This is a genomic window from Pseudomonas sp. P4795 (assembly GCF_048822895.1).
Classification (GTDB): domain Bacteria; phylum Pseudomonadota; class Gammaproteobacteria; order Pseudomonadales; family Pseudomonadaceae; genus Aquipseudomonas.
This window is the reverse complement of sequence record NZ_JBMFBT010000002.1, coordinates 595,230-621,111: the sequence shown is the minus strand read 5'-3', so window position 1 is coordinate 621,111 and position 25,882 is coordinate 595,230. Positions and strand designations below refer to the sequence as shown.

At 59.1% G+C, this 25,882-nt stretch carries 19 protein-coding genes and 1 pseudogene; 7 read left to right on the top strand and 13 right to left on the bottom strand.

Annotated features, from left to right (window positions below; translation table 11 throughout):
* The first annotated feature begins 58 nt into the window (after positions 1-58).
* Together ACOI8A_RS07375 and ACOI8A_RS07370 are read left to right on the top strand one after the other, a co-directional pair.
* Entirely contained in the window at positions 59-4,525 is a 4,467-nt protein-coding gene (locus ACOI8A_RS07375) for a neuraminidase-like domain-containing protein (RefSeq protein ID WP_420646276.1), read from the top strand.
* Positions 4,522-8,073, top strand: a complete 3,552-nt coding sequence (locus tag ACOI8A_RS07370) for a hypothetical protein (protein ID WP_420646277.1) — start codon at positions 4,522-4,524, stop codon at positions 8,071-8,073. The genes ACOI8A_RS07375 and ACOI8A_RS07370 overlap by 4 nt, the downstream gene beginning before the upstream one ends.
* Here the strand turns inward: ACOI8A_RS07370 and ACOI8A_RS07365 are convergent.
* The 6 genes from ACOI8A_RS07365 to ACOI8A_RS07340 are packed head-to-tail and all read right to left on the bottom strand — an operon-like array spanning position 8,045 to position 14,761.
* Entirely contained in the window at positions 8,045-9,376 is a 1,332-nt protein-coding gene (locus ACOI8A_RS07365) for a DUF58 domain-containing protein (RefSeq protein ID WP_420646278.1), read from the bottom strand. The two genes, ACOI8A_RS07370 and ACOI8A_RS07365, sit on opposite strands and share 29 nt — an antisense overlap.
* A complete protein-coding gene (locus tag ACOI8A_RS07360; RefSeq protein WP_420646279.1) occupies positions 9,373-10,371 on the bottom strand; it encodes an AAA family ATPase in 999 nt (332 codons plus the stop codon). The genes ACOI8A_RS07365 and ACOI8A_RS07360 overlap by 4 nt, the downstream gene beginning before the upstream one ends.
* Positions 10,368-11,531: a DUF4350 domain-containing protein gene (locus tag ACOI8A_RS07355; RefSeq protein ID WP_420646280.1), complete on the bottom strand. Its 1,164-nt coding sequence runs from the start codon at positions 11,529-11,531 to the stop codon at positions 10,368-10,370. Before ACOI8A_RS07355 ends, ACOI8A_RS07360 begins: the two co-directional genes overlap by 4 nt.
* A complete protein-coding gene (locus ACOI8A_RS07350) occupies positions 11,528-13,075 on the bottom strand; it encodes a DUF4129 domain-containing protein (protein WP_420646281.1) in 1,548 nt (515 codons plus the stop codon). The genes ACOI8A_RS07355 and ACOI8A_RS07350 overlap by 4 nt, the downstream gene beginning before the upstream one ends.
* On the bottom strand, positions 13,062-14,039 hold the full coding sequence (locus ACOI8A_RS07345) for a stage II sporulation protein M (RefSeq protein ID WP_420646282.1): 978 nt from the start codon (positions 14,037-14,039) through the stop codon (positions 13,062-13,064). The genes ACOI8A_RS07350 and ACOI8A_RS07345 overlap by 14 nt, the downstream gene beginning before the upstream one ends.
* The gene (locus tag ACOI8A_RS07340; protein WP_420646283.1) at positions 14,036-14,761 is read right to left on the bottom strand and encodes an RDD family protein; all 726 of its coding nucleotides are present in this window, start codon (positions 14,759-14,761) and stop codon (positions 14,036-14,038) included. Before ACOI8A_RS07340 ends, ACOI8A_RS07345 begins: the two co-directional genes overlap by 4 nt.
* 181 nt (positions 14,762-14,942) lie before the next feature.
* Between ACOI8A_RS07340 and sbcB the strand changes: the two genes are divergently transcribed.
* On the top strand, positions 14,943-16,373 hold the full coding sequence (gene sbcB / locus ACOI8A_RS07335) for an exodeoxyribonuclease I (protein WP_420646284.1): 1,431 nt from the start codon (positions 14,943-14,945) through the stop codon (positions 16,371-16,373).
* 99 nt (positions 16,374-16,472) lie between these two features.
* Here sbcB and mvaT read toward each other — a convergent pair whose 3' ends face one another.
* A complete protein-coding gene (gene mvaT / locus ACOI8A_RS07330; RefSeq protein ID WP_007945872.1) occupies positions 16,473-16,850 on the bottom strand; it encodes a histone-like nucleoid-structuring protein MvaT in 378 nt (125 codons plus the stop codon).
* A 338-nt stretch (positions 16,851-17,188) separates the two neighbouring features.
* Between mvaT and purU the strand changes: the two genes are divergently transcribed.
* Both purU and ACOI8A_RS07320 read left to right on the top strand, forming a co-directional pair.
* Positions 17,189-18,037: a formyltetrahydrofolate deformylase gene (gene purU, locus ACOI8A_RS07325; protein ID WP_420646285.1), complete on the top strand. Its 849-nt coding sequence runs from the start codon at positions 17,189-17,191 to the stop codon at positions 18,035-18,037.
* A gap of 62 nt (positions 18,038-18,099) precedes the next feature.
* The gene (locus ACOI8A_RS07320) at positions 18,100-18,285 is read left to right on the top strand and encodes a hypothetical protein (protein ID WP_420646286.1); all 186 of its coding nucleotides are present in this window, start codon (positions 18,100-18,102) and stop codon (positions 18,283-18,285) included.
* On the opposite strand, the gene ACOI8A_RS07315 is transcribed toward ACOI8A_RS07320, so the two are convergent.
* The 5 genes and pseudogenes from ACOI8A_RS07315 to ACOI8A_RS07295 all read right to left on the bottom strand — a co-directional run.
* Entirely contained in the window at positions 18,254-19,249 is a 996-nt protein-coding gene (locus ACOI8A_RS07315) for a lysylphosphatidylglycerol synthase transmembrane domain-containing protein (RefSeq protein WP_420646287.1), read from the bottom strand. The two genes, ACOI8A_RS07320 and ACOI8A_RS07315, sit on opposite strands and share 32 nt — an antisense overlap.
* A complete protein-coding gene (locus tag ACOI8A_RS07310) occupies positions 19,246-20,022 on the bottom strand; it encodes a DUF2334 domain-containing protein (RefSeq protein WP_420646288.1) in 777 nt (258 codons plus the stop codon). Before ACOI8A_RS07310 ends, ACOI8A_RS07315 begins: the two co-directional genes overlap by 4 nt.
* Positions 20,015-21,136, bottom strand: coding sequence for a glycosyltransferase family 4 protein (locus ACOI8A_RS07305; RefSeq protein WP_420646289.1), 1,122 nt, complete (start codon positions 21,134-21,136; stop codon positions 20,015-20,017). Before ACOI8A_RS07305 ends, ACOI8A_RS07310 begins: the two co-directional genes overlap by 8 nt.
* Positions 21,137-21,463: 327 nt before the next feature.
* A complete protein-coding gene (locus tag ACOI8A_RS07300) occupies positions 21,464-22,228 on the bottom strand; it encodes a methyl-accepting chemotaxis protein (protein ID WP_420646677.1) in 765 nt (254 codons plus the stop codon).
* A 93-nt stretch (positions 22,229-22,321) separates the two neighbouring features.
* Positions 22,322-23,353: pseudogene (locus ACOI8A_RS07295) on the bottom strand (cache domain-containing protein); the annotation flags it as partial.
* Between the two features lie 188 nt (positions 23,354-23,541).
* Here ACOI8A_RS07295 and ACOI8A_RS07290 point away from each other — a divergent pair.
* Positions 23,542-25,029, top strand: a complete 1,488-nt coding sequence (locus ACOI8A_RS07290; protein WP_420646290.1) for a helicase HerA-like domain-containing protein — start codon at positions 23,542-23,544, stop codon at positions 25,027-25,029.
* A gap of 119 nt (positions 25,030-25,148) precedes the next feature.
* Here the strand turns inward: ACOI8A_RS07290 and ACOI8A_RS07285 are convergent, their stop codons facing one another.
* Positions 25,149-25,604: a DUF721 domain-containing protein gene (locus tag ACOI8A_RS07285; RefSeq protein ID WP_420646291.1), complete on the bottom strand. Its 456-nt coding sequence runs from the start codon at positions 25,602-25,604 to the stop codon at positions 25,149-25,151.
* On the opposite strand from ACOI8A_RS07285, the gene ACOI8A_RS07280 reads away from it, so the two are divergent.
* Complete coding sequence (locus ACOI8A_RS07280; RefSeq protein ID WP_420646292.1) at positions 25,603-25,824, top strand: hypothetical protein; 222 nt, start codon at positions 25,603-25,605, stop codon at positions 25,822-25,824. The genes ACOI8A_RS07285 and ACOI8A_RS07280 overlap by 2 nt on opposite strands.
* Positions 25,825-25,882 lie beyond the last annotated feature (58 nt).

Below are 25,882 nucleotides of genomic sequence, written 5' to 3'. Positions count from 1 at the left end.
TGACCCATTGCTCACCGCACCTGCGGTCGGATCACCATTGCGCGCCAGGGAGAAAACAATGCCTACGTCCGGTCGTTTTTCGTTGAAGGAAAGACATTTGAGGGTAATGGTCGATGTGGTAGTGGCCCATCAGATGGCGCCCGCCCTCATTGCTGCGACTACCAGGCAAGCGTTGAGCGACAGGCTGCTGACTGACGTTGAGGATACGGCGCAGACGCAGGCCTCCGAGTTGTCCGCGACGGTGCGCACTCTGCAGCGGTATATCCATGGCGCTCTCACCGGCCTGGAGAGCGGATACGCAAACGTCCATTTCAATCCGGACGACCGAAATTACTGGTGGACGATCCTGAGCAATTACAGTTCGTGGTCGGCCAATGTGCTACTCAAGGACCATGCGGCCAACTACATCGAGCCGGCATTGCGTCTGAACAAGACCCAGCTGTTTCGAAAAATGGAAGGCGAGTTGATGCAGAGGCGCCTGACGGATGCCTCGGTACAAAATGCGGTGCTGACCTATATCGGCAGCTTCGAAAAACTCAGCAATCCAGAGGTGCTGAGCAGTTACATCGACGGTATTGCAAACCGTGCTGCGCCTTACTACCTGGTTGCAAAAAGTCGCTCGCAGCCGTTCGAGTATTACCTGCGCAAGGTCAAGGTCGAGGTGGACGAGAACAGTAAAACGCTCAACCCGGCGCACTGGGACGAATGGGAACAGTGCAACATCAACACCGCTGGCAAGGTTATCGACATCCGCTGTGTGATATGGCTTGGCCAGGTGGCATTGGTCTGGTGTGAATGGATTGATCGTCAGGTTGATGGCAATGGTGTGGTGCAGTCAGCCTGGACATTGAAGATCAAACTGGCGTTCAAGTCGGTAGACAACATATGGTCCACCGCGCGCGAGCTGCACAGTCAACAGTTTGAATCGGACGTTTCGAATGGTTGGCTGATGGCTGTCTCTGATGGTGATGGCAGCCCGCGCAATGATCGGCTGCGGGTGTTTTATACCAACCATCTCAGTGCTGACGGGAGTGGTGCACCGGGCGGGGTTGAAATTCATAAAGTGCTCGATCATTTAGGGCGAGAGGTCGAGGGAGACATTTCCATCTCGTTGCTGATGGCGTTGGCACGTTTCAAGAACCGCAACGCTGTGCAACAGAAAGTGGTGCCCGACGATTATCCAAAAGTCGAAATTGTCCCCGCGACCCCTCCTGACGACACGATCGGCAAAAGTCAGTCGGTTGACGCCGTCTTCAGCCACGAACAGCTGGCGGACGGCAGGATGTCAGATGTGCTGCGAATTCGCGGAAGGTGCAGTGCGGTAGAGGAAACCGCACGGGTTTTGCAGCGTTTGTCGATCAAGTGGCAAGCGCGGCATGGTCTCACCTCTACCGATGTCAGTATTCAATACGCCGGTGACAAGCAAATCACGATCAGCCTGACGACGCGGCGCGAACCAGACAAGGCTCATACCGTACGGCTGCCCAAGGACAAAGCCGACTACATAGTCATCAAGACTATCGCCATTGCTGATTTCAAGGAGACATCGACAGGCAGCCGGGTCTGGGAGGCGCAAGCTGGTGCAGACCTTACTGACGCTGCAGTGCAATATCTGTTAGCAAGAACCGCGGAGGAGATTCGCGCCGGCGCCGGTTTTTCCGTCGACCCGCTCGGTGATGCGCTCGTCAACCACGACAACCTGGTTGCACAGAAAATTGTTTATAAGGCGGTGCCGTTCAGCATCGGCTGGACGAATGCGTCTCCTGAACACCCGCTCCCGACGACATTCACTGCTCCCCTGGACGGGAACGTGGCAACACCCTGGGTCACTTACCCGAGCGCTGCTTATACCGCTGACATTCCCTACCCGGTGGATTTCATCGCGGATGGAAAGACTCTGACGTTCAACGTGACGCTGAAGGGCCGGCCGAAAACCTACCTGACCCCGACCATCGGCGAAACCAATACCCAAGGTGCGCAATTTCTCAGCTTCAACGACAGCACTCAGGCGCTCAAGCATCTGCGCCTGAACTCCCAGATCGGTGCCGTTCTCACCAGTCGCGCAGCGATATCGATGGACGCGTTACTGGATTGGGACACTCAGCACACACCGGAACATCCCCTACCGGACGATACCCAAGAACGTAATGGCTCGTTTGACAGTTGCAACGGCCGGTATCTCTGGGAAGTGTTTTTTCATTTGCCGCAACTCGTGTCCTGGCGTCTGGCAGCAGAAGGCCGTTACCAGGAAGCCCAAAAGTGGCTTGGATATATTTTCGACCCGCTGGCACCGGCAGAGGTGAAAAGGGGCGGTGACCGCTCGCTGCTTGCAAGGCCGCGTTACTGGCGCTGCCGGCCGTTGAAAATCGAGGATCTCGATTGCGCATCTGAGCAGTTGGCGCCGAACGATCCGGACGCCATCGGTTATTGCGCCCCGATCCACTTCATGATCGCGATTTTTCTGCAATACATCCAAAGGCTGATCGAAGAGGGCGACGACCTGTTCCGACGGCTTGATTACGACAGCATGGTTCGCGCCGGGCTGGTGTACAGCATGGCTTTGCGCATGATCGGCGAACAAACCGCAACGCAAACGGCCAGTACCTGGACGCCGAAAACGCTGGAGCAGTTGCTGACGGCAACCAAAGGTCGGAATGCGCTCAGAGCGTTTGAGGCCGGGCTTGAGCTTTCATTGGCCGACATACCGTTATCGATGACAGGTCAGCTGCATCAGGATCTGACCGGCAGCGACGTGTTCAAGCCCGGGCTCAACCAACGCCCCGCAGAATTGTCGGCGTTGCTCAAATCGCGTCTGGATCACTTGCGCTCGAACCGCACGATAGAGGGTCACGAACTGACCCTGCCGATTTTCTCAAGGATGGGGGATCCGAAGGAACTGCTGATTGCGCAGGGTAACGGGACCTTGGGCACCTCGCGCGGCGTCGGTGGGCAGATACAAATAGTCCCCTACAGATTTCAAACGGTTTTCGACCTCGCGTTGGCCATCGTCGACTATCTGGCGCAGCTGGAGGACCAATTGCGCAATTGGCTGGACATGCGAGACCGCCACGAGCTCGAAGAATTAATGCAGAAACAGGCCATCGAGTTGGCCGACTATACCCGTTCGATACACCAGACAAGGATTGAAGAGCTCGAGAGCACGATTGCTTCCTTGCGTCAGAGCGAAGGCATGTTCAACGAACGAGTGCAGCATTACGAACGCTTGGTCAGGGAGGGAGTGTCGGCGGGCGAGAACAGGGTTATCGAGAAGAACCGTGATGCACGTCAGATTGCCAAGGGTGCTGCCGCTCTGGAGACCGTCGGAGCGGCATTGAGATTAATACCTACGATCTTCGGACCGTCGTTTGGTGGCGCTGATCCGTCGGCGCCTGTCTACACGGGCGCTCGCTTGCTGCAGATGATCGCCGAAGAATGGAGAGGTGAAGCCGAGGAGGCCGGCATCAACGAGGCGTACCGTCGGCGCGCCGAGGAGTGGGCGCTCGAGCACCGACAGTCTCAGGCACAGGTGCGGGTGTTGCGCGAGCAGGTGGCAGCTCAGGAGCACGCGATCAGGGCGGCCAGGACCAGCCTCGAGCAGGCCGACGTCGCCAATACCCAGGCCAAGGAAATTTACCGGTTCTACAAGGGCCGCGCGACTGGCCCGGATCTGAGCAACTGGGTCTTGGGGCAGTTGAAATCCTTGCTCTATCAGGCCTATGACCTTGCATTCGATCAATGCAAGCGCGCAGAACGGTCTTGGCAGTACGAGAAGGGCGACTTCGATGCCCGGTTCATCCGCCACGATACGTGGAATGACACCCGCCATGGCTTCACCTGCGCTGCTGCATTGAAACTGAGTCTGTTTCAGATGGCTGCCGCACGAATCCAGAGCAATGAACGTCAGATAGAACTGACGAAGACGTTTTCCCTCAAGCAGTATGTGCCGGCGGCCAATTGGGATGATTTCATCCGTAGCGGGATTTTGAAATTCGATCTGACGGAAACAGCCTTCGCTGAGGACTTTCCCGGCCTTTATTGCCGGCAGCTATTCGGGATCACATGCACCTTTCCCGGATTACTCGGCCCTTACGAAAATCTTCGCGCTACCCTGACGCAAATCAGCAGTTCGACAATGCTGACAGCGGACATCAATACCTTCCTGTACTTGCACGATGGAACCGGCACAGCCGGCTCCATGGTAGTGAACCTGCGCCCTCATCAGCAGATAGGTTTGTCTTCGGGATTGAACGATACCGGTGTTGTCGACCCGGTACCCAGTGACCGTCTTATGCCTTTCGAGGGCACTGGCTGTCACGCTAACTATGAGTTGAAGTTTGCCAGACCTGGCACTCCGAGCCAGCGCGCTTTTCTGGATTCACTGACTGACATCATTTTGAAGGTGGACTATCGCGCCCGTTCTGGTGGCTTGCTTTTCGAGGCCGCAGTCGAAGCCGTGCTCGTACCACCTCCGCCCCTGCCTCTGAAAAAACGCGCAGCAGATCGCGCCGGGAAGACACCGTCATGAACTTCAACTTTGTGATTAATGGTGCTTTTATCGAGAAATTGAAGGATTGGCTGCGCAATGACCGGGGCGCGGTAAACCACTACAGCGAAACATGGCACGGCAATCCGATCGACTTGTTGGCTGCCAGAAACGAGGGTGAAGCCTGGCAAGTATTATCGCTCCTGGACAAGCCGGTACCCTTTGTGGGCAAAGCGGAATATTGGCTGCGTTTCTGGTACGAAGTCAAAGGTCTGGATGCTGGCAAGTACGGAATTGTCCAAATTTCTGGCGCTAAGTCAGGCGTCACTCGCCTGGAACTCCATAACTCACGCAGAAAGTCACGAAAGCAGAAACGAACTTCTGACGGTCCCGAGGCCGTCGAGTTGACCGAGTATGAACACAAACTGGTGATTGCTGAAGGTGAGGAGAAAATCGAACTCCGCGTTATGAGTCCGGCGAATAGCGACTCAAGTAATGGCAACGTGCGTTTCACCTTTGCCGAAGTGCTATTGGAGCTGGAGAACCTGGTGCTGAAAGGTTTGACGGTCGACGGCATCACTCAAGTCCGCAATCGAGTACCCCTGTGCATCGGTGGCAACCATATGCTCGCATTTGACGTAGAAGACACAAATGCCTGGACCGGGACGGAAGCCGCACTGGTAGTGACGCATGACCCCGATGATGTTCTGCGCGCTGCGCCTGCGATGGAATTCTATCAACCGATTAATAAGATCTGGCAGCTGTATTGCGCGGATACGCGCGCGGACGAGCATTTCACTGCCAGGCTGGCCATACGCAGCAAATACACTGCCGAGCTCTACCCTTTGCGTCTGGTTTGCGGACATTTTCGCCTGTATCTGCATGTCGTCGAAGAATCTAAGTACTTCCCGGTTATCGACCTCAGCCAGTCGGCGCACCTGACGATGGAAGTGCGATCGCATTTCACCCTAATGCCGTTGGCCAACCGGGAGGTTACTTTCAGACTGGACGATACGGTTTTACTGAAGCAGGACTCGGATGCGCTAGGCAGGGTCACGTTTTCCTATACTCCGACGACAGTCGGCGACAAGCACATCATCGCAAGCGTCTCCAGCTTCTACAGACCGGATCTGGCCGAATACACGTTCATCGTCCAGCCGATCCAAAGTGATCCATGGACGACTGCCAAAGTGAAACTGGATGTGCTTCGAGAGCTTGGCTGGGGTAGCGGGACAATTTACCTCAATCGCGGTGCCACCCATGATCTCGAGCTGTTGCTTGCAGACAATATTCTGGACACGACCGATGTAACGATGCTGTCCGAAAGCGTTGTCACGCCAGGGGAAGTCGGTGTTGTTTTTACGCCTGATATTAACCGTACACAGCAAGTCGTCGGGAATAGCGCGTCGTGGCGCCTGGCTTGCGAAAACCGCAGGAATGGCGAGTTCACGGTGTCGCTCAAGTGCGTGAAATTGCTCGAGCCCTCTCCCCGGCTGACAGTGGATCTGGACCACAATTGGAAAGAGATCGTCGAGCCAAAGGTGTTGACCAGATTTCCTGTGGAGGGGGGGACCGAAGTCCGGTTCTCCGCCCTGATCCAATCGCGAGTGCCAGGCGTGGGAGGCCTTCCAAATACGCTTACTCACTGGAGTGACAACGGCGCAGCAGAAGTTCCGGAACTGGCGGGTCCTGCCGGGAACATCATTAACGCGTTCAAACCAGGCGCCGCCGGCCCCGCATGGACCAGTGTAAAAATCGCCAATCCATACGATGGAGTCGATTGCCTGCACCGATATGAATATACGGTGTTTGACGAAAGCGCTTGGGCCGTACTGGCGGAGTTGACGCTTGATGGTCGCAAGCAGGGCTCCGTGGGACTGCTGTGCTTTCGCAATACCGACGCAGTAGAACTGAAAATCGAGCCGCGCGGCGAGCTCCTGATAGGTGAAGTCATCTCCGTAGAGCTGAGCGGTGAGACTGGGGATGATCTGCAATTTGTTATGGATCCTGAAGGGGCCACGCCACGCCAGATGACCGCGGACGGGCTGACCTACATGGTCAGTTCTACCTCGCCGATCAGCGGCATGTTCCGTGTGCAAGTGAACCACCATTCATTGGATCCGGACTTTAAACTCGACCCCGATGAGCAGGTGGGCAGATTGCTCTCGACAGTGCTGGCGGAAGAAGCGACCCCCACATTTGACGACCGGGTTTTGCTTGCCGGAGATTCGATTTGGGCCTGCCTTGGCGGGCTCCACAGGCTGCGAATAGTGCCTCTGCCAAATAGCCCGATGGTCGGACTCACGATGACTGGGCAGTTGCAAGTTGGCGACGATCTGCAGATGAAACTGACGGCCGAGAATCAGCTCCCCGTCCCTAGCTCCGGAAAGGTCTGGGACCTCGACGCCCGCGCCAGCACCCAGAAAGGCAATCAAGGCATTGGGTTGTCTCTCGAAGACAGTTTTTTCAGCTACCCGCTGTACGGCGTGCCGCTGGATCACAACCGAATTGTTTCGCATGTCGAGGAACCTAATCTCGACTTGCAGGTGAATGAATCAGTTCGGCTGTATCTGAATGCCACGTCGTATTACTCCAATCTGCCAGTGGCGGGCGTGCCGGTGACATTTGTGAATGCCGGCGATGTCAAAACGTCCCGCACCAATGAGGCGGGCGATGCCCAGTACGCGTTCAAGGCCCTCGCACCGGGAGAATTCCAGGTCCTCGCTACGGCCCTAAGCCCTTATGACGCAACGCCCCCAGTCAAGACCTTCACCCTCAAGGTCATTGGAACCAGCCAGAACGTCACTCCATCCATTCCCACCGTGCCGAAAAAGAACAAGGAAAAGGACAAAGTCATGCCAGCCATAATCAAGGGACAACGTGTTACGGATGGGATTATTCAGGTATTCGATCCTGCGTATCATCCTGAAGTCGGACAGTCCGTGCGTATGGCCGTCAGAGTAGCCAAGCGCACGCGCATGCCTGCGGAAAACGTGAGTGTGCTGTTCGAGACCCAGCCAGGGCAGACTCAGGTGCGAGTGGTGACTGATAGCGAGGGGATGGCAGAGTTTGTCTTCAAGGCCACGGCGCAGGGTAAAACGCAGGTGACGGCATTGGTTGAGGGCAGTAAGTCGAGGGCTGCCTCACATACCTTCGAGTTTCCGGTGGTGAAGGCAGGTATCTGGAACGACGCCAGCCTTACGCTCAATACAGATACAGCTAACGCGGGGGCCTGGGGAGCGAAAAGTGTGTTTCCACGATCGGCGCAATCGCACTCCGTTACATTGAAAGTCGCTGCGGGTAGTGACTTACTGAATTATCAATTTAGGTTGGGCGTCGTTGGCGAATCGTCGCTGACTGAGTTGGGCATTACCAGCGTGAGCCCTGCGCTGGGTCAGCCATTGTCAATAACTGGCTTGGGGTTGAGTTGGACACTTATCACCAACGCAACCGCCGGGGGGACTTACTCCCTGGTACTGTCGGCGAACAAACTGATGAATCAGTCTCCTGCAAATCATGTCTCTCTGGGGCCAACACCGCCCGCTCCGGCATCGAAGCAAGCTAAAAAGCGCCGGCCTTCTTCCAAGTGAGATAGCGCGTCACCAGCTCTGGCCCCAACGCCTTGGGCGGGGCCTGCACCACCGCAACACCCTGAGCACTCAACCGCTCATGCTGTTGCGCGCTGCCGTTGAGATAGTCGACGTTGGCGCAGTACGTCAGTGCGTCGTCCAGCGTTTGCACGGGTTGCTGGCGCAGGTCGTCGAGCACGGTTTCGCGCAGGCTCGCGACCAATACGCGGTGCTGTTGACTCAGGCGTTTGACGGCGCTGAGCAGTTCTTCATCGTCGTCATCGCGCAGGTTGGTCACCAGCACCACCAGTGCCCGACGTTTTTGTCTGGCCAGTAGTTGAGTCACCGCAGCCGGGTAATCGGCGGGGCGTTGCGTGCTTTCAAGATCGTAAACGCTGTTGAGCAACGTTTTTAGCTGTCCCGTGCCTTTGACCGGTTCGATGTAACGCGGCCGATCGCCGGCAAAGGTGCACAACCCCACCGCATCCCCCTGCCGCAACGCCACATAACTCAACAGCAAACACGCATTCAACGCATGATCAAAATGCGCCAGCTCGCCATCCTGACTGCGCATCCGTCGCCCGCAATCGAGCATGAAAATAATCTGCTGATCACGCTCGTCCTGATATTCACGCGCAATCGGTGTGCGATGGCGGGCGGTGGCTTTCCAGTCGATCTGGCGTTGGCTGTCGCCTTCACGAAATTCGCGTAGTTGATGAAATTCCAGACCCTGACCGCGACGCTGGCGCTGACGTACGCCGAGCTGGCTGAGCCAGTTGTCGACCGCCAGTAACTGGCCGCCGTACAGGCGGGCGAAGTCGGGGTAGACGCGGGTCTGGTCGGTGATGTTCAGCAGGCGTTTGCCCGACCATAAACCCAAGGGACTGGGCAGGTTGATTTCGCAGTGATTGAACGTGAAGTGCCCGCGTTTGATTGGGCGTAGGCGGTAGCCGATCAGGCTGCGTTGGCCGGGTTGCAGCTCGGTGGAGAGCGGCAGGTTTTCGAAGCTGAGGCCGTCGGGTACGTGGTCATAGACCGTGACGTCCAGTGGCTGGGGGTAATCGTGTTCGACTGCCAGCCGGACTTCGCTCCAGCGACCGAGTGCCAGGCTGCCGGGCATCTGCCGTTGCACGCGCGGCGAGGGCAGGCGTTTCAGGCGTACGGCGTCGAGCGTTGCCAGTGCCAATAGCGCGAGCAGCAGACCCCAGTTGATCGACAACAGCGTTGCAGGCACCTCGACATCCAGCGCCTGCAAACTGCCGAGCACAATGCCGATGGCGAGCAGGATCGCCAGCCAGATCATCAACAGCCGCGAGGGTTTCACAGGCGCGGTGCCGGGATTTGGTCGAGCAATTGCTGCAATACCTGATCGACTTGCAACCCTTCGATGTCCAGCTCCGGAGCCAGGCGTACGCGATGGCGCAATACGGCCAGTGCGCAGCCTTTAATGTCATCGGGAATCACGAATTCGCCACCGCGCAGCAAGGCGCGGGCGCGGGCGCAACGCACCAGTGCGATGGAGGCGCGTGGCCCGGCCCCGAGGGTCAGGCCCGGCCAGGTGCGGGTGCTGCGCGCCAGACGCACGGCGTAATCGAGCACTTGATCGTCGAGCGGCAAGTCACTGGCGATGCGTTGCAGGGCCTGCACGTCTTTGGCCTGCAACACCGTGCGCAACGGTTGCACGTCGAGCATGTCGGCGCGGGTCGAGCGGCTGACCTGACGCACCATGTCCAGTTCCTGATCGGCGTCCGGGTAGTCCATGCGCACCTTGAGCATGAAACGGTCGAGTTCGGCCTCCGGCAGCGGGTAAGTGCCTTCCTGTTCGATCGGGTTTTGCGTGGCGAGCACCATGAATGGTTGCGCAATCGGCAGGGCCTTGCCTTCAAGGGTCACCTGGCGTTCCTGCATCGCTTCGAGCAATGCGGCTTGTGTCTTGGCCGGGGCGCGGTTGATCTCGTCGGCCAGCAAAAGGTTGGTGAACAGGGGGCCTTTGCGCAGCTTGAACTGCTCGGTTTTCAGGTCGTACACCGCGTGGCCGGTGACGTCGCTGGGCATCAGATCCGGGGTGAACTGGATGCGTGCGAACTCACCACCGAAGCAACGGGCGAGTGCACGCACCAGCAGGGTTTTGCCGAGGCCGGGAACGCCTTCGAGCAGCACATGGCCACCGGCAATCAGCGCGGTCAGCACGTCATCGATCACGCTGTTCTGGCCGATCAGCGCCTTCTGCAATTCGCCGCGTACCGCTTGTGCGAGTTGGCTGGCGCGCTGCCGCTGCTGGGCGGCGTGGCTCGGCGAACCGGGTTCGATCTCACTCATAAAGCGTTCCTCAAGGTTTGCAGGTGGGCGACCTGGCGGCAGAATTCAGCGCTGGACAAGCGCTTTTTCGGCGCCGGGCTCAGGGCCTGGCTGATGGCGCGGGTCGGTTGCCGGGTCAGGCGCGACAGCACCAGCCATTGTTCGGCAACGTTCAATTGGTCGAATCCGGGATGACGATGACGGGCGCGGCGCAAGACATCTTGCTGCAAGGCTTGCAGCAGCGTGTGCTGGCCGTTGTGCCGCAAGATGAAATCGGCACTGGCGCGCAGGTGCTCCATCAGTTGTCGACGGCCGCTCGGTGCGGGTACCTGAACCGGGCCGTGGCGTACGCCGACGTGCCACAGCCACAGGCCGATCAACGCGAGCAGGGCAACGATGGCTTGCGGGAAGTTGCGCCAAAGCAGAGTCAGCAGACTGTCGTGCTCAGTGTTGAACAGCAGCGTGACGTCGGTATCGGCGCTCAGATACCAGAGCAGCCAGGCGTTGTCGTGCTCGGCGATGGCGGCGCTTTTCCACAGCTCGGCATCGGTGACCACGGTGATCGAGCCGAGACCGTAGGCCAGTTGCATCATGTGCGTGGCCTTGGCGCTGTTGGCCCAGGCCTGAGCGAGGTTTTTCGGATCGTCGAGATGGAACGCCGTATCAAAACCGGCGTAGGCGGGCGCGTCCTCGTCCTCCAGATACAGCTTGGTCAGTTTCGGGTAGGGGTCGTCGCCGGCATCGGCGGGTGGATCTTTCAGATCCTTGCTCATGGATTGATGCAGTTGCACGCGGTCGAGCAGCAGGTCGTTGCTCTGGCCGGTTTTCTCATCCCAGATCGATTCGGCGACGAACACCAGTCGGCCACCGGCGCGTGCCCAGTTCAGCACTTGGTCGACCTGGCGCGGGGTCATCCGCGAGCGGTCGTTGAACAGCAATAACGTGTGTTGGCGCGGATCGATGTCGGGCAGCACGCTGAGGCTTTCGGCGTGATCAACCTTGAGGCTGCGCTCACGCAAAAACATTTCTGCCGCCAGATAAGGATTGGCCTGCGCGGCGGGCGAGGGGCCATGGTCGATAACTTCTTCGTAAGGCGTGGCCTTGAGGTAAAGGAAAACGCTCAAAGCGCCCAGCAGCGCAACGAGCAATGCGCCGACGATCCACAGCGTGCGCCGGTTCAACGGACGGCTCCGGGGCCGAACAACGCGCGCCAGCCGTTACATAACTCTTCGCGCAGATGCGCCGCTGGCACTCGATGTCCGTAAGCCATGTTCTGCCAGTGGCCGGTGAGGTTGCGGCTGAAGGCGAGCAGTTCCGGACGCTGCAATTGTTCGACATGCGCCAGTACCTGACTTTCGGTGTCGGCGGGTTTCAACGTCATGTCGAAGTCGTGCAGCAAATGGCTGAGCAGCCCGCGATAGAGCAGACCCAGTGCCGCCCGAGGTTCGGTGTGCCAGAGTTGTTCGGCGTGGGCGGCGATGTCGGCGGGCAAGGTTTCGCGGTTCAGATCGAGACCAAAGGCTTGTTGGGGAACCGGTCTTTTCACACGCTCGGGCAAGCGCGGACGGCGGCTGACAAACGCTCGCACAAACTCGCGGTAGCGCCAGATCAACCAGCCGAGCGCAGCAATCACCGCGCCCCACAGCAGTATTTCAATCACCCTGGCCAAGCCATCAAGATGCTTGCCGTCGAGCCAGCCGAGCAGGGTTTTCAACCACTGCGGCGCTTCACCTGCTTCGCCTGCCTTGGCCGGGGTCGCCGGATCTTCGCCAAAACGATAACGGGTGACGGTTTCCTTGTTCTTGAACGGCGGCTGTTCCAGCACTGCCTTGATGCTGTCGCGCGACGCCTGGCTGGTCAGCGGCTGGTTCAAAAGTCGCGGGGCGTCCGGTGCAATCGCCGACTCATCGGCCCATGCCGACGGCACGCCCGGCAACAGCAGACACACCACCAGCAGCAAACCGAGTGCGCTGCTGTTCAGGCGCTGGCGCAAGCGGCGGAACACCAGCTCGATGTCCCACGCTTCCAGCAGCGTGCGCCGGTTCAGATACAGACTGAATCCGCAGGCGACATAGATCGGCTCCCAGATCACCAGCACCAGCGCATAGAAAGCATTGGTCAGATGCTCCAGCCAAGCCCAGTCGTGGTCGGCGGCGAGGATCAGGCTTTGCCAGTCCCAGTCGGTTTCGATCTGCTGCGGCAGGAGCATGTAGAACAGCACCATCAGGCCGATCCACAACGCGCTTTCCAGATGCGCACCGATCACCGTCAGCCATTGCGCAGCCCCGGCATTGCGTTGCAGCAAGACTTGCAAGCGTTGCTGGCGCGCATCGCCGTCGAGGCCTTCGAGTTGCAGCACTGGCAACAGAAAGCTGCGGCTCAGGCTGAAGCGACGCCAGGTCAGGCTGGCGAGCAATTGCGGCCTGAGCAGACGCGGCCATTCGCGCAACGCCTGTTTCAATGTGGGCGTTTCGCCGAACAGGGATTTGGACAGGATGTACAACGGCAAACGTTCGTATGCCGGTTTCAGCCACCAGAAAATCAACAACGCCAGCGACGGTGATTCCCACAACAACGTAGTCAAAAGAGCGAACAGCGGCAAAGTGACAATCGCCCAACTGGTCATCAACAGGCGCCGATGCTGCTGGCTCATGAGTACGCCGAGGTCCATGGCTTCCCAGGATGTGCGCGGGCGGATCACCACGGTCGCATCACTCAGGCGCATGGCGAGTCCTTCCGGCGAACAGCAGATAGATCGCCACACTCAGCCACAGAGCGGCACCGACCAGATATTTGGTCAGTGGCGTGACCGCGCTGCGCGACGACCAATAGGCCTCGATAAACGCCGCGATCAACAGAAACAGCATGACCCCGCACACCAGCAACACACTCTGGCGTGCCGCACGTCTCAGCGCTTCGCCACGCGTCAGCCGTCCCGGTGCAATCAACGCCCAACCGAGTTTCAAACCCGCCGCACCGGCCAGCGCAATCGCTGTGAGCTCGAACGCACCATGCCCGATCACGAACGACCAGAACGTCTGGCCAAAACCGATCTCTGTCAGATGCCCGGCCAGCGCGCCGATCATCAAACCGTTGTAGAACAGGAAAAACGCGCTGCCCACGCCTGCGAGCAATCCCCCGGCGAAGGTCTGAAAGGCAATGCCGATGTTATGCATGATGTAGTAGCCGAACATCACCCAGTCTTCACTGGCGGCACGTTCGGCCGAGCGCCCGAGATGGCCGGCGACCGGGTCGTACATGCCCTGCATCTCGCGCACCTGATCGGCGGGGATGAGGTTGTAGATCAGCTCCGGGAACAGATAAACCAGCACACCGAAACCGATCAGGCTGCCAAAAAACAGCACAGCGGAGGCGAGCACGAAGCGCCATTCTTCGCGCACCAGTCTGGGAAACCCACCGAGAATGAAGCCCAACAGATTGGCGCCGAGTTGGCTGCGATGCCGGTACAGCTGCTGATGGCCGCGCAGCACCTGCTGCTGCAACGAGTCGATCAGAAAACTGCTGTAGCCACGTTCCTGCGCCAGAGCCAGATGCTGGCAAAGTCGACGATAGGCTTTGGGAAAAGCGGCGACTTGCGCAGTGTCCTTGCCGCGCTCGAGACGTTCGAGAGCCAGCGCAAAACGCTCCCATTCGGCCTTGTGGCGGTTTTCGAAAAGGCTCTGCTTCATGTCGGCCCCAACAGGCCACGGGCGATGCCGTTGAGCTCGGCCACGGCTTTTGGCGCGCTGATGTGCAGCGGCTGGGCGAGCAGGGCGGCGAGTTCTTTGACTCGCTCGGGCGACAACTCACTCTGGCGCTCGGCGAATCCAAGCAGCGCGCGTTGCTCGCTCAAGGTCAACGGGATTGGCGCACGCCGAGGTTCGGCTTCAGGCAAGTGCGGACGGCTGAGCGGGCGTTCGCTGTAAACCACCAGCGTACCGGCGGCGATATCGCCAAGGCGTTTAAAGGCTGGATGTTGCAGGCAACTGATTGCGCCGAGGAAGTAGCCGAACGGCATCAGGTCAACGAAGCGCAGCAGATTGCGCAGCAGCGAAGCCGACCAGCCGACTGGCGTGCCATCGTCATGCACCACGCGCAGGCCCATGCATTGCTTGCCCGGCGAACGCCCCTGACGCAGCACTTCGAACAACACCATGTACCACCAGCTCACCGCGAACAGCAGTAGCGAACCGAGTCCGAGGCCGAGTTTGCCGAGCAACGCCAGTGCGATGAACAACACGCCGAGGATGATCCCGCGCAATCCCAGATCAATCGTGAAGGCCAGAGCGCGCACCATCAGCCCGGCCGGACGCAGCGGCAGGTCGATGCCTTCCGGCGTTTCGACCTGGTGCCGCGTGTCCAGCGGCGTGATCAGCGGTGCTTTCCCTGGCGGTGCTGTGTGCTCGAGCATGGTCTACCTGACAGGTGGCCGGATCGGATACGAGTGCGACCGATGCTAGCAGCCTCACGGGGGGAAACGACATAACTATGTAATACACAGCTTTCAACCAACTGTGCCTGAATGATGCTGCGCTGGCCGCGACACCGCCCGAGCGCCTAGACTTCGCCGATCTTCAGTTCAGGAACCGCCCGTGACTTCCATCTTCTGGTACGACTACGAAACCACCGGCATCAATCCGCGCTGCGATCGCCCTTTGCAGGTCGCCGGGATTCGCACCGACCACGAACTCAACGAGATCGACACGCCGGTCAATCTCTATTGTCAGCCCAGCGAAGACATCCTGCCGCACCCGGCGGCATGTGTGATCACCGGTATCACCCCGAGCCGACTGGCCGCCGAGGGTTTGAGCGAAGCCGATTTCATGACGCGCATTCACGCCCAGCTCGCTACCCCCGGCACTTGCGGTGCTGGCTACAACACTTTGCGTTTTGACGACGAGATGACGCGGTACAGCCTGTATCGCAATTTTTTCGATCCGTACGCCCGCGAGTGGCAGAGCGGCAATAGCCGTTGGGATCTGATCGATGTGGTGCGTGCCGCTTACGCGCTGCGCCCCGACGGCTTGGTGTGGCCGACGGATGACGAAGGCAAGGTCACGCTCAAGCTCGAGCGCCTGACTGCCGCCAATGGCATCGATCACGGGCATGCTCACGAAGCGCTGTCGGACGTGCGCGCAACTATCGCTTTGGCGCGCTTGATCCGCGAGAAACAACCCAAGTTGTACGACTGGCTGTTTCAATTGCGCAGCAAGCAGAAGGTCATGGATCAGATTCGCCTGTTGCAGCCTATGGTGCATATTTCCGGACGCTTCTCGGCGGCGCGCAGTTATGTTGGCGTGGTGTTGCCGCTGGCCTGGCACCCGCGCAATAAAAACGCACTGATCGTCTGCGATCTGCACCTCGATCCGCAGGGGCTGCTCGATCTGGATGCGGAGACCCTGCGCCAGCGTCTCTACACCCGTCGCGAGCAACTGGCCGAAGGCGAATTACCGGTACCGCTCAAACTTATTCATATCAACAAGTGCCCGGTGGTGGCGCCGCTGTCCGTGTTACGGGCGGACGATCAGCAAAGACTTGGACTGGATATGGCGCTGTATCAGGCGCGGGCATTGCGACTAAGTGACGCACCGGCAATCTGGAAAGATAAAGTCGCGGCGATTTATACCCGTGAAGATTTCACCCAGAGCGAAGATCCGGAACAACAGTTGTATGACGGATTTATTGGTGACCGTGATCGGCGTCTGTGTGAGCAAGTGAGGACGGCTGATCCTGAGCAATTAGCGCAAGAGCAATGGCCGTTCGATGACGAACGTTTGCCTGAATTACTCTTTCGATATCGCGCACGCAACTTTGCGGATACGTTGAATTCTGCAGAGCAAGAGCGCTGGAGAATCTTTTGTCGACAGCGTTTGTCGGCACCTGAATGGGGGGCACCTAATACCCTCGATTCTTTTGCAGAGGCCGCGCAGCAATGGCTGGCAAATGCGACACCTGCACAAAGTGCAGTGCTCAATGAGTGGGACAATTATGTTCAGGCATTGCGCAAACGTTTGAGCCTTTGAATTCGAATATGAAGGGGGCTGAATTTCAGGCATAAAAAAACGCCAGCGTTGCTGGCGTTTCTTTTGCGTCGCGGACAAGTCTGCGACGAGGGGTGCGGCTTAGCCCAGCAGGGTAGCCCAGCCTTCAACCACGTCACCGCCCCACTTGGCTTTCCACTCTTTCAGAGTCTTGTGGTTGCCACCTTTGGTTTCGATGACTTCGCCGTTGTGCGGGTTTTTGTACTGCTTAACTTTGCGAGCACGCTTGGTGCCGGTAGTTTTTACTGCGCCGCCACGTGGAGCTTTGGATTTGGACTCTGGGTCCAGCAGCGCGATGATGTCACGCAGCGACTTGGAGTATTCGCCCATCAGGGTGCGCAGTTTGCCTTCAAATTCCAGCTCGGTTTGCAGTTTGTCGTCTTGCGACAGGTTCTTCAAACGGGCTTGCAGCTCTTTGATCGCTTCTTCTGTGGCGCGATATTCGTTGATCAAGGACATGATTACTACCTTATGTGTGGTTTGCGCGATGGCAGGGACAGTGCCGCAATAATAGTCAGGCTGTTTCATCAAGTAAACATTTAGCCGGGGTTTTTATTTAAATTAGTTACGTAAAAGAGCTTCGAATTGAATATTCAGTTAAATATGTGATGCAGTCTTCACACATATTCACATTGAGTAGGTCGCGCATGGCTATTGCTGCGCCAGCATTCTGGCGTGGATCGCCGTCAAAAAATCTTCAGCAAGGCCAGCCAAAGGCTTGGCGCGCATCAATACTGCAGTTTTGCTGCGCAGTCGCTAGAATGGCGGCCTTTGCGAAGTTCTGGAGTTTCCCCCTCATGCGCACCTTTCGGCTGGTGATTTCTTGCCCGGACCGCGTTGGCATCGTTGCCAAAGTCAGTAACTTTCTGGCGTCCCACAACGGCTGGATCACCGAAGCGAGCCACCATTCGGACAATCAGGTTGGCTGGTTTTTCATGCGTCACGAAATTCGTGCCGACTCGTTGCCTTTCGGTATCGAGACTTTGCGCGAGAAGTTTGCACCCATCGCCGAAGAGTTCTCGATGGACTGGCGCATCACCGACACCGAGCAGAAAAAGCGCGTGGTGCTGATGGCCAGCCGCGAATCGCACTGCCTGGCTGACTTGCTGCACCGCTGGCACAGCGACGAGCTGGATTGCGAAATCTCCTGCGTGATTTCCAACCACGATGACCTGCGCAGCATGGTCGAGTGGCACGGCATTCCTTACTACCACGTCCCGGTCAATCCGCAGGACAAGGAACCGGCGTTCGCCGAAGTCTCGCGTCTGGTCAAGCAGCACGATGCCGAAGTGGTGGTGCTGGCGCGCTACATGCAGATCCTGCCACCGGCGCTGTGCAGCGAGTACGCGCACAAGGTGATCAACATTCACCACAGCTTCCTGCCGTCGTTCGTCGGTGCCAAGCCGTACCATCAGGCGTCGATGCGTGGCGTGAAGCTGATCGGCGCGACCTGCCATTACGTGACCGAAGAGCTGGATGCCGGCCCGATCATCGAGCAGGACGTGGTGCGTGTCAGCCACAGCGACAGCATCGAAGACATGGTGCGTTTCGGCCGTGACGTCGAGAAAATGGTGCTGGCCCGTGGTCTGCGTTATCACCTCGAAGACCGCGTGTTGGTGCACGGCAACAAGACTGTGGTGTTCTGATAGTCGACGGGGTCGTTGCCATGCACCGCGTGGCAACGATCGCAGATTTGCGGAGATAGACCATGACCGATCCACTGGACAAAGCCACCTCCAAAGCCCCTGCGACCCTCGGTGAAGGTTGCCTCAGTCGCTATGATCCGCAAGACATGACCCCGGACGACGGCACCGAATTCCCCGGCGCCGCCGAGTTGTGGCAACAACTCAACGAAGACCCGCCTAAGCCTGACGCACCTTCAGCAACTTCTTGAGCAACGGTCGCCCAAGCATCAACAGAAACACCGGCCCGCCGACCAGCAGATAGAAGTAATACGTCACCACCCGCCAGATCAGAATCGCCGCCGCAGCGGTCGAACTGCCCACCATCGGCGCCAGCAGCGCTGCCGACGTCAACTCCGCCGCCCCCGCGCCGCCCGGCAACAGACTGAATTGCCCGGCCCCCAGCGAAAGCATCTGGATCAGAAAACTCCAGGCCCACTGCAAATCCGCGCCCAGTCCGCGCAACGCCAGATACAGCACGCTGTAGCGCAGCAACCAATGCACGCAGGTCAGGGCAAACACCTTGATCAAGGTCTGCCACGGCAACTTCAGTGTGTCGGTGAACGCCGCAAGAAAATGCAGCAACTTGCGCGCCCAGCGCCGGCGGGTGTTGAGCTGTACGTTGATCCGCGCCAGTAGCCGGCCGCTCAAACGAATCAGCGCACGGTGATAACGCGCCACCAGCACACAACTGAACAGACCGCCGAACAGCGACACCGCGCTGACCATCAGCAGCCATTCCATGCGGTCGCTGATGTGCTGGAACAACGCGTAAATCAGAATCCCGCTCAGGGCGCAGAGAAAGAACAGCAGATCATTCAACTGATCCATCGCAAATACCGCACTGCCGCGCGCCGGCCGCACGCCGCTGCGTGCCAGCAGCGCCATGATCGTCAACGGCCCGCCACTGCCGCCGGGTGTGGCGCAGTAGGCGAATTCGGCGGCCATCACCACGCCAAGGCTTTTCAGTGGCGTGACCTTTTCGCGCTGATCACCCAGCAGCAGACGCAGGCGCAAGGTGTTGATGCCCCAGCACAACAGAATCATGCCGAACATGATCAGCAGCCACGACAGCGGAAAGGCACGCAGCCGAGTCCAGGTCTCGCCACCGCCGAGCAACGACGGAATCAACACCGCCGCAAGCAGGCCGATCAGCAACAGAATGCCGCGACTCATGCGACACGTTCCAATTGCTCGCGCTGTTGCGCCAGCCAGTCAATCTTGGTCATCGGTACTCGGCCTTCGGCTAACAGACGTTTAAGAGTTTGCAGCCAATAGTTTCGGGCGAACGGGTGGCGCATGTCCACCGGGTGCAGGCCGAGGCGAATCACCGGTGCCTGACGCCAACGCTGTGCGCGCTGATCACTGAGGATCTTCGACAACCCTCGGCGCCAGGCGCTGCGGGCGCTCCACACCAGTCCGGGGGCGTCGATGGCGGCAAAGTCCGGCAGGCGATAAATATGTTGGGGGTCACTGGTGTAACGCAGTGGCAGTTCGCGCAGGGCCTGGCGCGTGCCGTCGCTCATCAGCCACGCCGGCGCGACAAAGCCGTGCAACGGCCAGTCGAACTGGCGGAAGATTTCGATGCCGGCGTGCAGGCGGGCGAGGGCGGCTTCGCGCGACAGCTGGAAGAACTCGCCTTCATGGGTGTAAATCCGCCGCATGAACCAGTCGCGAAGTGTGGTTGGCGCCGGGCCGTCGTCGTCATGGAAATAACCATGCAGCGCCAACTCATCGCCACGGCGGACGCGTTCGCTGAGCAAACGACGGAAATCAGCGTGCTCACCGAGTGCATTCCGGCGATGAAAGTCTGGCACTACCAACCAGGTCATGGGCACGTCGCCCAACTGGTCGACCGCTTCGACGAAGGGCCGATAATCCGCCCACGTCGAGGGCGCAACGTCGTGCAACACCAGCAACAGGGCGCGCCGCTCGGCAGATTCAACCATTGGCCACCTGCGGCAGGGCATTGCCGAGCACTGCGTGATAGTGCCCGAGCAAACTGTCGACCACCGTGTCCCACGCGTAAGTCCGTTCGACGTGCTGGCGCGCCTGACGGCCCATTTGTCCGGCGCCGCGACTGAACAACTCACGCACGGCATTAGCCATCGCCTGCGGATTGTTCGGCGCGCAGAGCAGGCCGCAGTCTTCGCTGACAATTTCTTCAAACGCACCTGCTGCGACGGCTACCACTGGAATCCCGCAGGCCATGGCCTCAAGGATCACCAGCCCGAAAGTTTCCTGATCACCGGCATGCAGCAAGGCATCGGCACTGGCCAGCAGGCGCGCGACTTGCGCGGCCGGGCAGAATTCTCCAATCACAGTGACGTTATCCGGTACCGCCGCCGGCATCGATGAGCCGACCAATAGCAAGTGATAACGCGGGCCGAGGCGCTGCATGCACTTGAGCAACACCGGCAGATTTTTCTCCTTGGAACCACGCCCGGCGAAGATCAGCAGGTGCGTGTCCTCGCTGATGCCCAGCTCGGCGCGCAGGCCGGGATCGCGGGCGTCTGGGTGGAAGGTTTGCAGATCGACGCCCAGCGGTTGCACGAACACATTGCGTACGCCCAGCCCGGACAGTTTGTCGGCCATGACCCGGCTCGGCGCGAGCACCCTGTCGAAATTGCCGTAGAGCTTGCGCACATATGCCTCGATGTTTGGCGTGACCCACTGGCCCATTCGATTGCTGATCAACAGCGGCAGATCGGAGTGATAAAAGCCGATCACCGGCACATCCAGTTGCCGTCGCGCATCCAGTGCGGCCCACGCCGTGAGGTAAGGATCGCCGACTTCAATCAGATCGGGCTGCAAATCCTGCAACACATTGCGCCACGGTGCCAGACGCAGGGGGAAGCGATAACCCTTACCGAACGGCAGGGCGGGCGCGGGAACCGAGTACACGCCGTCCTGTTCCGCCAGATGTGCGCCGGGGATCAGCAGGCTGTGGCGGATTCCGGGTTTGCTGGTCAGGCGTCGATGCTTGGCATCCAGATAAGTGCGCACGCCGCCGCTGGCCGGGGCGTAGAACATGGTGATGTCGGCAATGTGCACGGTGAACATCCCTCCGCTGGTTGATCTCCCTTGGTTGACCTTTATCCAGAATAGATGTTCGGTTGGGGTTTGGGGCGGGATGGGCGGGTTGTGGTGTGCCAGAGGGTGGTGTGGTGGGTTTTGGGACGCCAAGCCCCTCACCCTAGCCCTCTCCCGGAGGGAGAGGGGACTGACCGTGGAGTTTGGGATGAATACATCGACCTGAAAGTCTTGAGTCGAACTCAGATTTTGAACAGCTTGAAGATCTGCTCCCTTTCCCCCTCGCCCCCTTGGGGGCGGTCCGACGTTTCGGGAGGGTTGGGGTGAGGGGGAGAGCTTTTGATCTTGATTTTGATCTTAAATGCGGAAACTCCCCACCAACTGCTTCAACCGCGAAGCCTGCTGTTCCAGATCCGAACATGCGCGCAAAGTCGCCTGCAAGTTCTCCACCCCTTCCTGGTTCAGCGTATTGATCTCGGTGATGTCAACATTGATCGACTCAACCACCGCCGTCTGCTCCTCGGTCGCGGTCGCCACCGACTGGTTCATCCCGTCAATCTCGCCAATCCGCTGGGTCACGCTGTTCAGGCGCTCACCGGCGAGGTTGGCAATCTCCACACTGTCCTGGCTGTGACGCTGGCTTTCGCTCATGGTGCTCACCGATTCGCGAGCGCCAACCTGCAGCTCCTCGATCATGGTCTGCACTTGCTGCGCCGATTCCTGGGTGCGATGCGCCAGATTGCGCACTTCGTCCGCCACCACCGCAAAGCCGCGTCCAGCCTCACCAGCGCGCGCTGCTTCGATCGCCGCGTTGAGCGCCAGCAGGTTGGTTTGCTGGGAAATGCTGGTGATCACTTCAAGAATCTGGCCGATGTTCACGGTTTTGCTGTTCAGCGATTCGATGTTGCTACTCGACGCGCTAAGCATGCTCGACAACTGATTCATTGCCTTGATGCTGCGATCCACCACTTGCTGGCCGTCTTCCGCCAGACCACGCGCATCGCTGGCCTGAGTCGAAGCTTGTGCAGCGTTGCGCGCGATTTCCTGGGCGGCGGCGCCGAGCTGGTTGATCGCGGCGGCCACGCTGTTGGTGCGCGAGGCTTGCTGGTCGGAGTTGTACATCGACGAGTTCGACGCGGCGACTACCCGCAGAGCAACTTCGTTGACCTGTCCGGTGGCCGACGACACTTCCCGAATCGAGCCGTGAATACGTTCGACGAAACGGTTGAACGCGGTGCCGAGCACGCCGAATTCATCCTGATTCTGGATGGTCAGGCGTTTGGTCAGGTCGCCTTCGCCGTCGGCGATGTCTTCCATGGCGCGGGTCATCACGTGCAGCGGCTGGATCAGGATGCGGATCAGCATACCCAACAGGGCAAGGATGATCGCCACTGCAATGACCGTGGCGATCACCGCCGAGGTGCGGAATTCGCTGAGCATCGAGAAGGCTTTGTCTTTATCCACCGACAAACCGATGTACCAGTTTACCGACGGCAGGCCTTTGATCGCGGTGAAGGTCACGATGCGCGTTTTACCGTCGACGCTGACTTCACTGAAGTCACTGCTGATGCGCGGTGTGTCCTGTGGATAGGCGTCTTTGAGTGATTTCATCACCAAAGCCTTGTCCGGGTGTACAAGGATCTTGCCGTCGGCGCTGACCAGAAAGGCGTAACCCATGCCGGAGAAATCCCGGGCACTGAGGGTGTCGATCAGGGTTTGCAGGCTCAAATCGCCACCCACCACACCGACGCTCTGGCCGGCTTTCTTCGAGGCGGTGGCGATGGAAATGATGGTCTGGCCGGTGGCGGCGTCGATGTAGGGTTCGGTCAGGGTCGGGCTGCTGCTGGATTCGGCACCTTTATACCAAGGACGCACGCGTGGATCGAAACCGTCCGGCATCTTCACGTCCGGGCGGATGGTGAAGTGACCCGTGGCGTCGCCCAGGTAGGAAGCCATGAACGTCGAGGTCAGGGCTTTCTGTTCCAGCAGGTTGGCGACAACGGATGATTCCGGGTTGACCGCGATATTCTGTGCGGCGTTCTCGATCAGCAGGATCCGTCCGCTGAGCCAGGTCTGGATGTTGTCGGCGGTGACTTCGCCCATCTCGGTCAGGTAATTGTCCAGGTCTTCGCGAATCGCGTTGCGTTGCAACCAGTCGTTGTACAGCGTGAACGAGGCGAAGGCGGCAATGACGATGAGAGCGGCGGCAAGCAAAATTTTATGGCTGAAGCGCAGGTTTTTGTTCATGGCTTGGGGTTCCGCTAAGGTCTTATTGTCCAAGGCGTGCTTTTATAAGGACGCGCAATGTGGGCAGGGGTGAAAGCAAGTTGATATTTCCGTCTCTCCTTAGGGAAATGTCCGACTGGTTTTCAATCTGGTTTCTCACCTTTAGCTATCGGCCATGTTCGATCAAAGATTAACCATTGGGTGACAAAATGCCTGACTCATCGCAACTCATCATCGGCGCCGATCTCGGCGGGCAACCGATCGCCCAGGCCATGCGCCTGGCCAACCGTCATGGCCTGGTGGCCGGCGCGACCGGTACGGGCAAGACCGTCACTTTGCAGCGTCTGGCCGAAGCGTTCAGTGACGCCGGAGTGGCGGTGTTCGCCGCCGACATCAAGGGTGACCTGTGCGGCCTGGGCGCCGCCGGTAATCCACAGGGCAAGATCGCCGAGCGTATCGCCGGCATGCCGTGGCTCAATCATCAGCCACAGGCCTACCCGGTGACTTTGTGGGACATTCATGGGCAGTCCGGTCATCCGTTACGCACGACATTGAGCGAAATGGGCCCATTGCTGATCGGTGCGCTGCTGGAGTTGACCGACAGCCAGCAGGCCGCGCTCTACGCGGCGTTCAAAGTGGCGGATCGCGAAGGGCTGTTGCTGCTGGATCTGAAGGACTTGAAGGCGCTGCTCAATCACCTCAAGGACAATCCGCAGATGCTCGGCGAGGATGCGGCGCTGATGACCACCGGTTCCAGTCAGGCGCTGTTGCGTCGCTTGGCGACGCTGGAACAGCAGGGCGCCGAAGCCTTGTTTGGCGAACCGGCGCTGCAACTTGAAGACATCCTGCAACCGGCGGCTGACGGGCGTGGACGGATTCATCTGCTCGATGCCAGTCGTCTGGTGCACGAAGCGCCGAAGGTTTATGCGACCTTCCTTCTATGGCTGCTGGCGGAACTGTTCGAACAACTGCCGGAGCGCGGCGATGCTGACAAACCGCTGCTGGCGCTGTTTTTCGACGAAGCGCACTTACTGTTCGCTGATACGCCCAAGGCATTGCAGGAGCGGCTGGAGCAAGTGGTGCGCTTGATTCGTTCCAAAGGCGTTGGCGTGTATTTCGTCACTCAGTCACCCGGCGACTTGCCGGATGATGTGCTGGCGCAACTCGGTCTGCGCATTCAGCACGGCTTGCGTGCGTTCACCGCCAAAGAGCAGAAATCCCTGCGCGCAGTGGCGGACGGTTTCCGGCCGAATCCGGCGTTCGATGCGTTGTCGGTGCTGACTGAACTGGGCATCGGCGAGGCGCTGGTCGGCACCTTGCAGGACAAAGGCACGCCGGAGATGGTCCAGCGCGTGCTGGTGGCGCCGCCGCAATCGCGGATCGGGCCGTTGACTGAAACCGAGCGCACAGTGCTGATCGCCGGGTCACCGTTCAAGGGCCGTTACGACAAGCCGATTGACCGTGAGTCGGCCTATGAAATCCTGATGGGGCGCAAAGGACTGGCGCCGGAGGCCGAGGCGGCACCGGGTAAGCCGGCGGCTGAGGAACCGAGTCTGGCGGACAAGGCCGGGGAATTCCTCGGCACGGCGGCCGGGCAGGCGCTCAAGTCGGCGATGCGCCAGGCGGCGAATTCGCTGGGTAAACAGTTGGTGCGCGGTTTGATGGGTTCATTGCTCGGCGGCAGCAAGCGCCGCTAAAAGCAAAAGATCGCAGCCTTCGGCAGCTCCTACAACGGATTGCATTTCACCCGATTACCGCGGATGAAACGCAATCCTTGTAGGAGCTGCCGAAGGCTGCGATCTTTTGATCTTGCGCTTCAGGATTTGGGTTTGGCATGTGCCGCGAGACGTTCAAGCGCCGCACGCAAATTCGGATCACTGATCCCTTCGGCGGTGGACTGAATGGTCGCCGCCGCATCCGTAGACAGATCCATCGAGTGTGTCGCCGCTCCCGGTTGTAGGGTCGGCGGCCGCACCTTGAACTGGATTCGCGTCAAATTGGCGAATTCGTCGAACATCTGCAATTGCCGTTGCAGGCGTTTTTGCTGGTAGCGCAGGCGCGTCGCCCAGTGGCCGTCGGTCACCACCAGTTGCAGCAGACCTTCGCGCCACGATGCCACCAGGCAATGTTCGCGAGCGGCAGGTTGCAGTTGACTGTCGACCAGACGTTGCAGATGACCGAGGCGTTGTGCATGACCAAAGATGGCTTTAAGCGGCCGGGCTTCGCGCAGCAGAACGGCGGGTGCTCTGGCCGTAAGAGGGCGGAATGCCATGATCGAACACCTGAAGTTGCAGAGTCGCCATGTTAGCAGAAAGGCTCCAACTCACTCGCCCATTGCTTTTGCTGGCGGTTTACTCATTAAATCAACGACTAACTTCTTTCTGAAACAGCTTGAAGTTGAAGAAAACGCCCCTATTTTAAGTGAGCCCCGTAACAGCGCCGTGCCAGTATCGTGGAACATCGCCACTTTCCTCACCACCGTTTCCGGGTAGAATGCTCGTTCGCATGCGGCCATGAGGGCTGCTCGGGCGACTCACGGGGCCGCCCTCC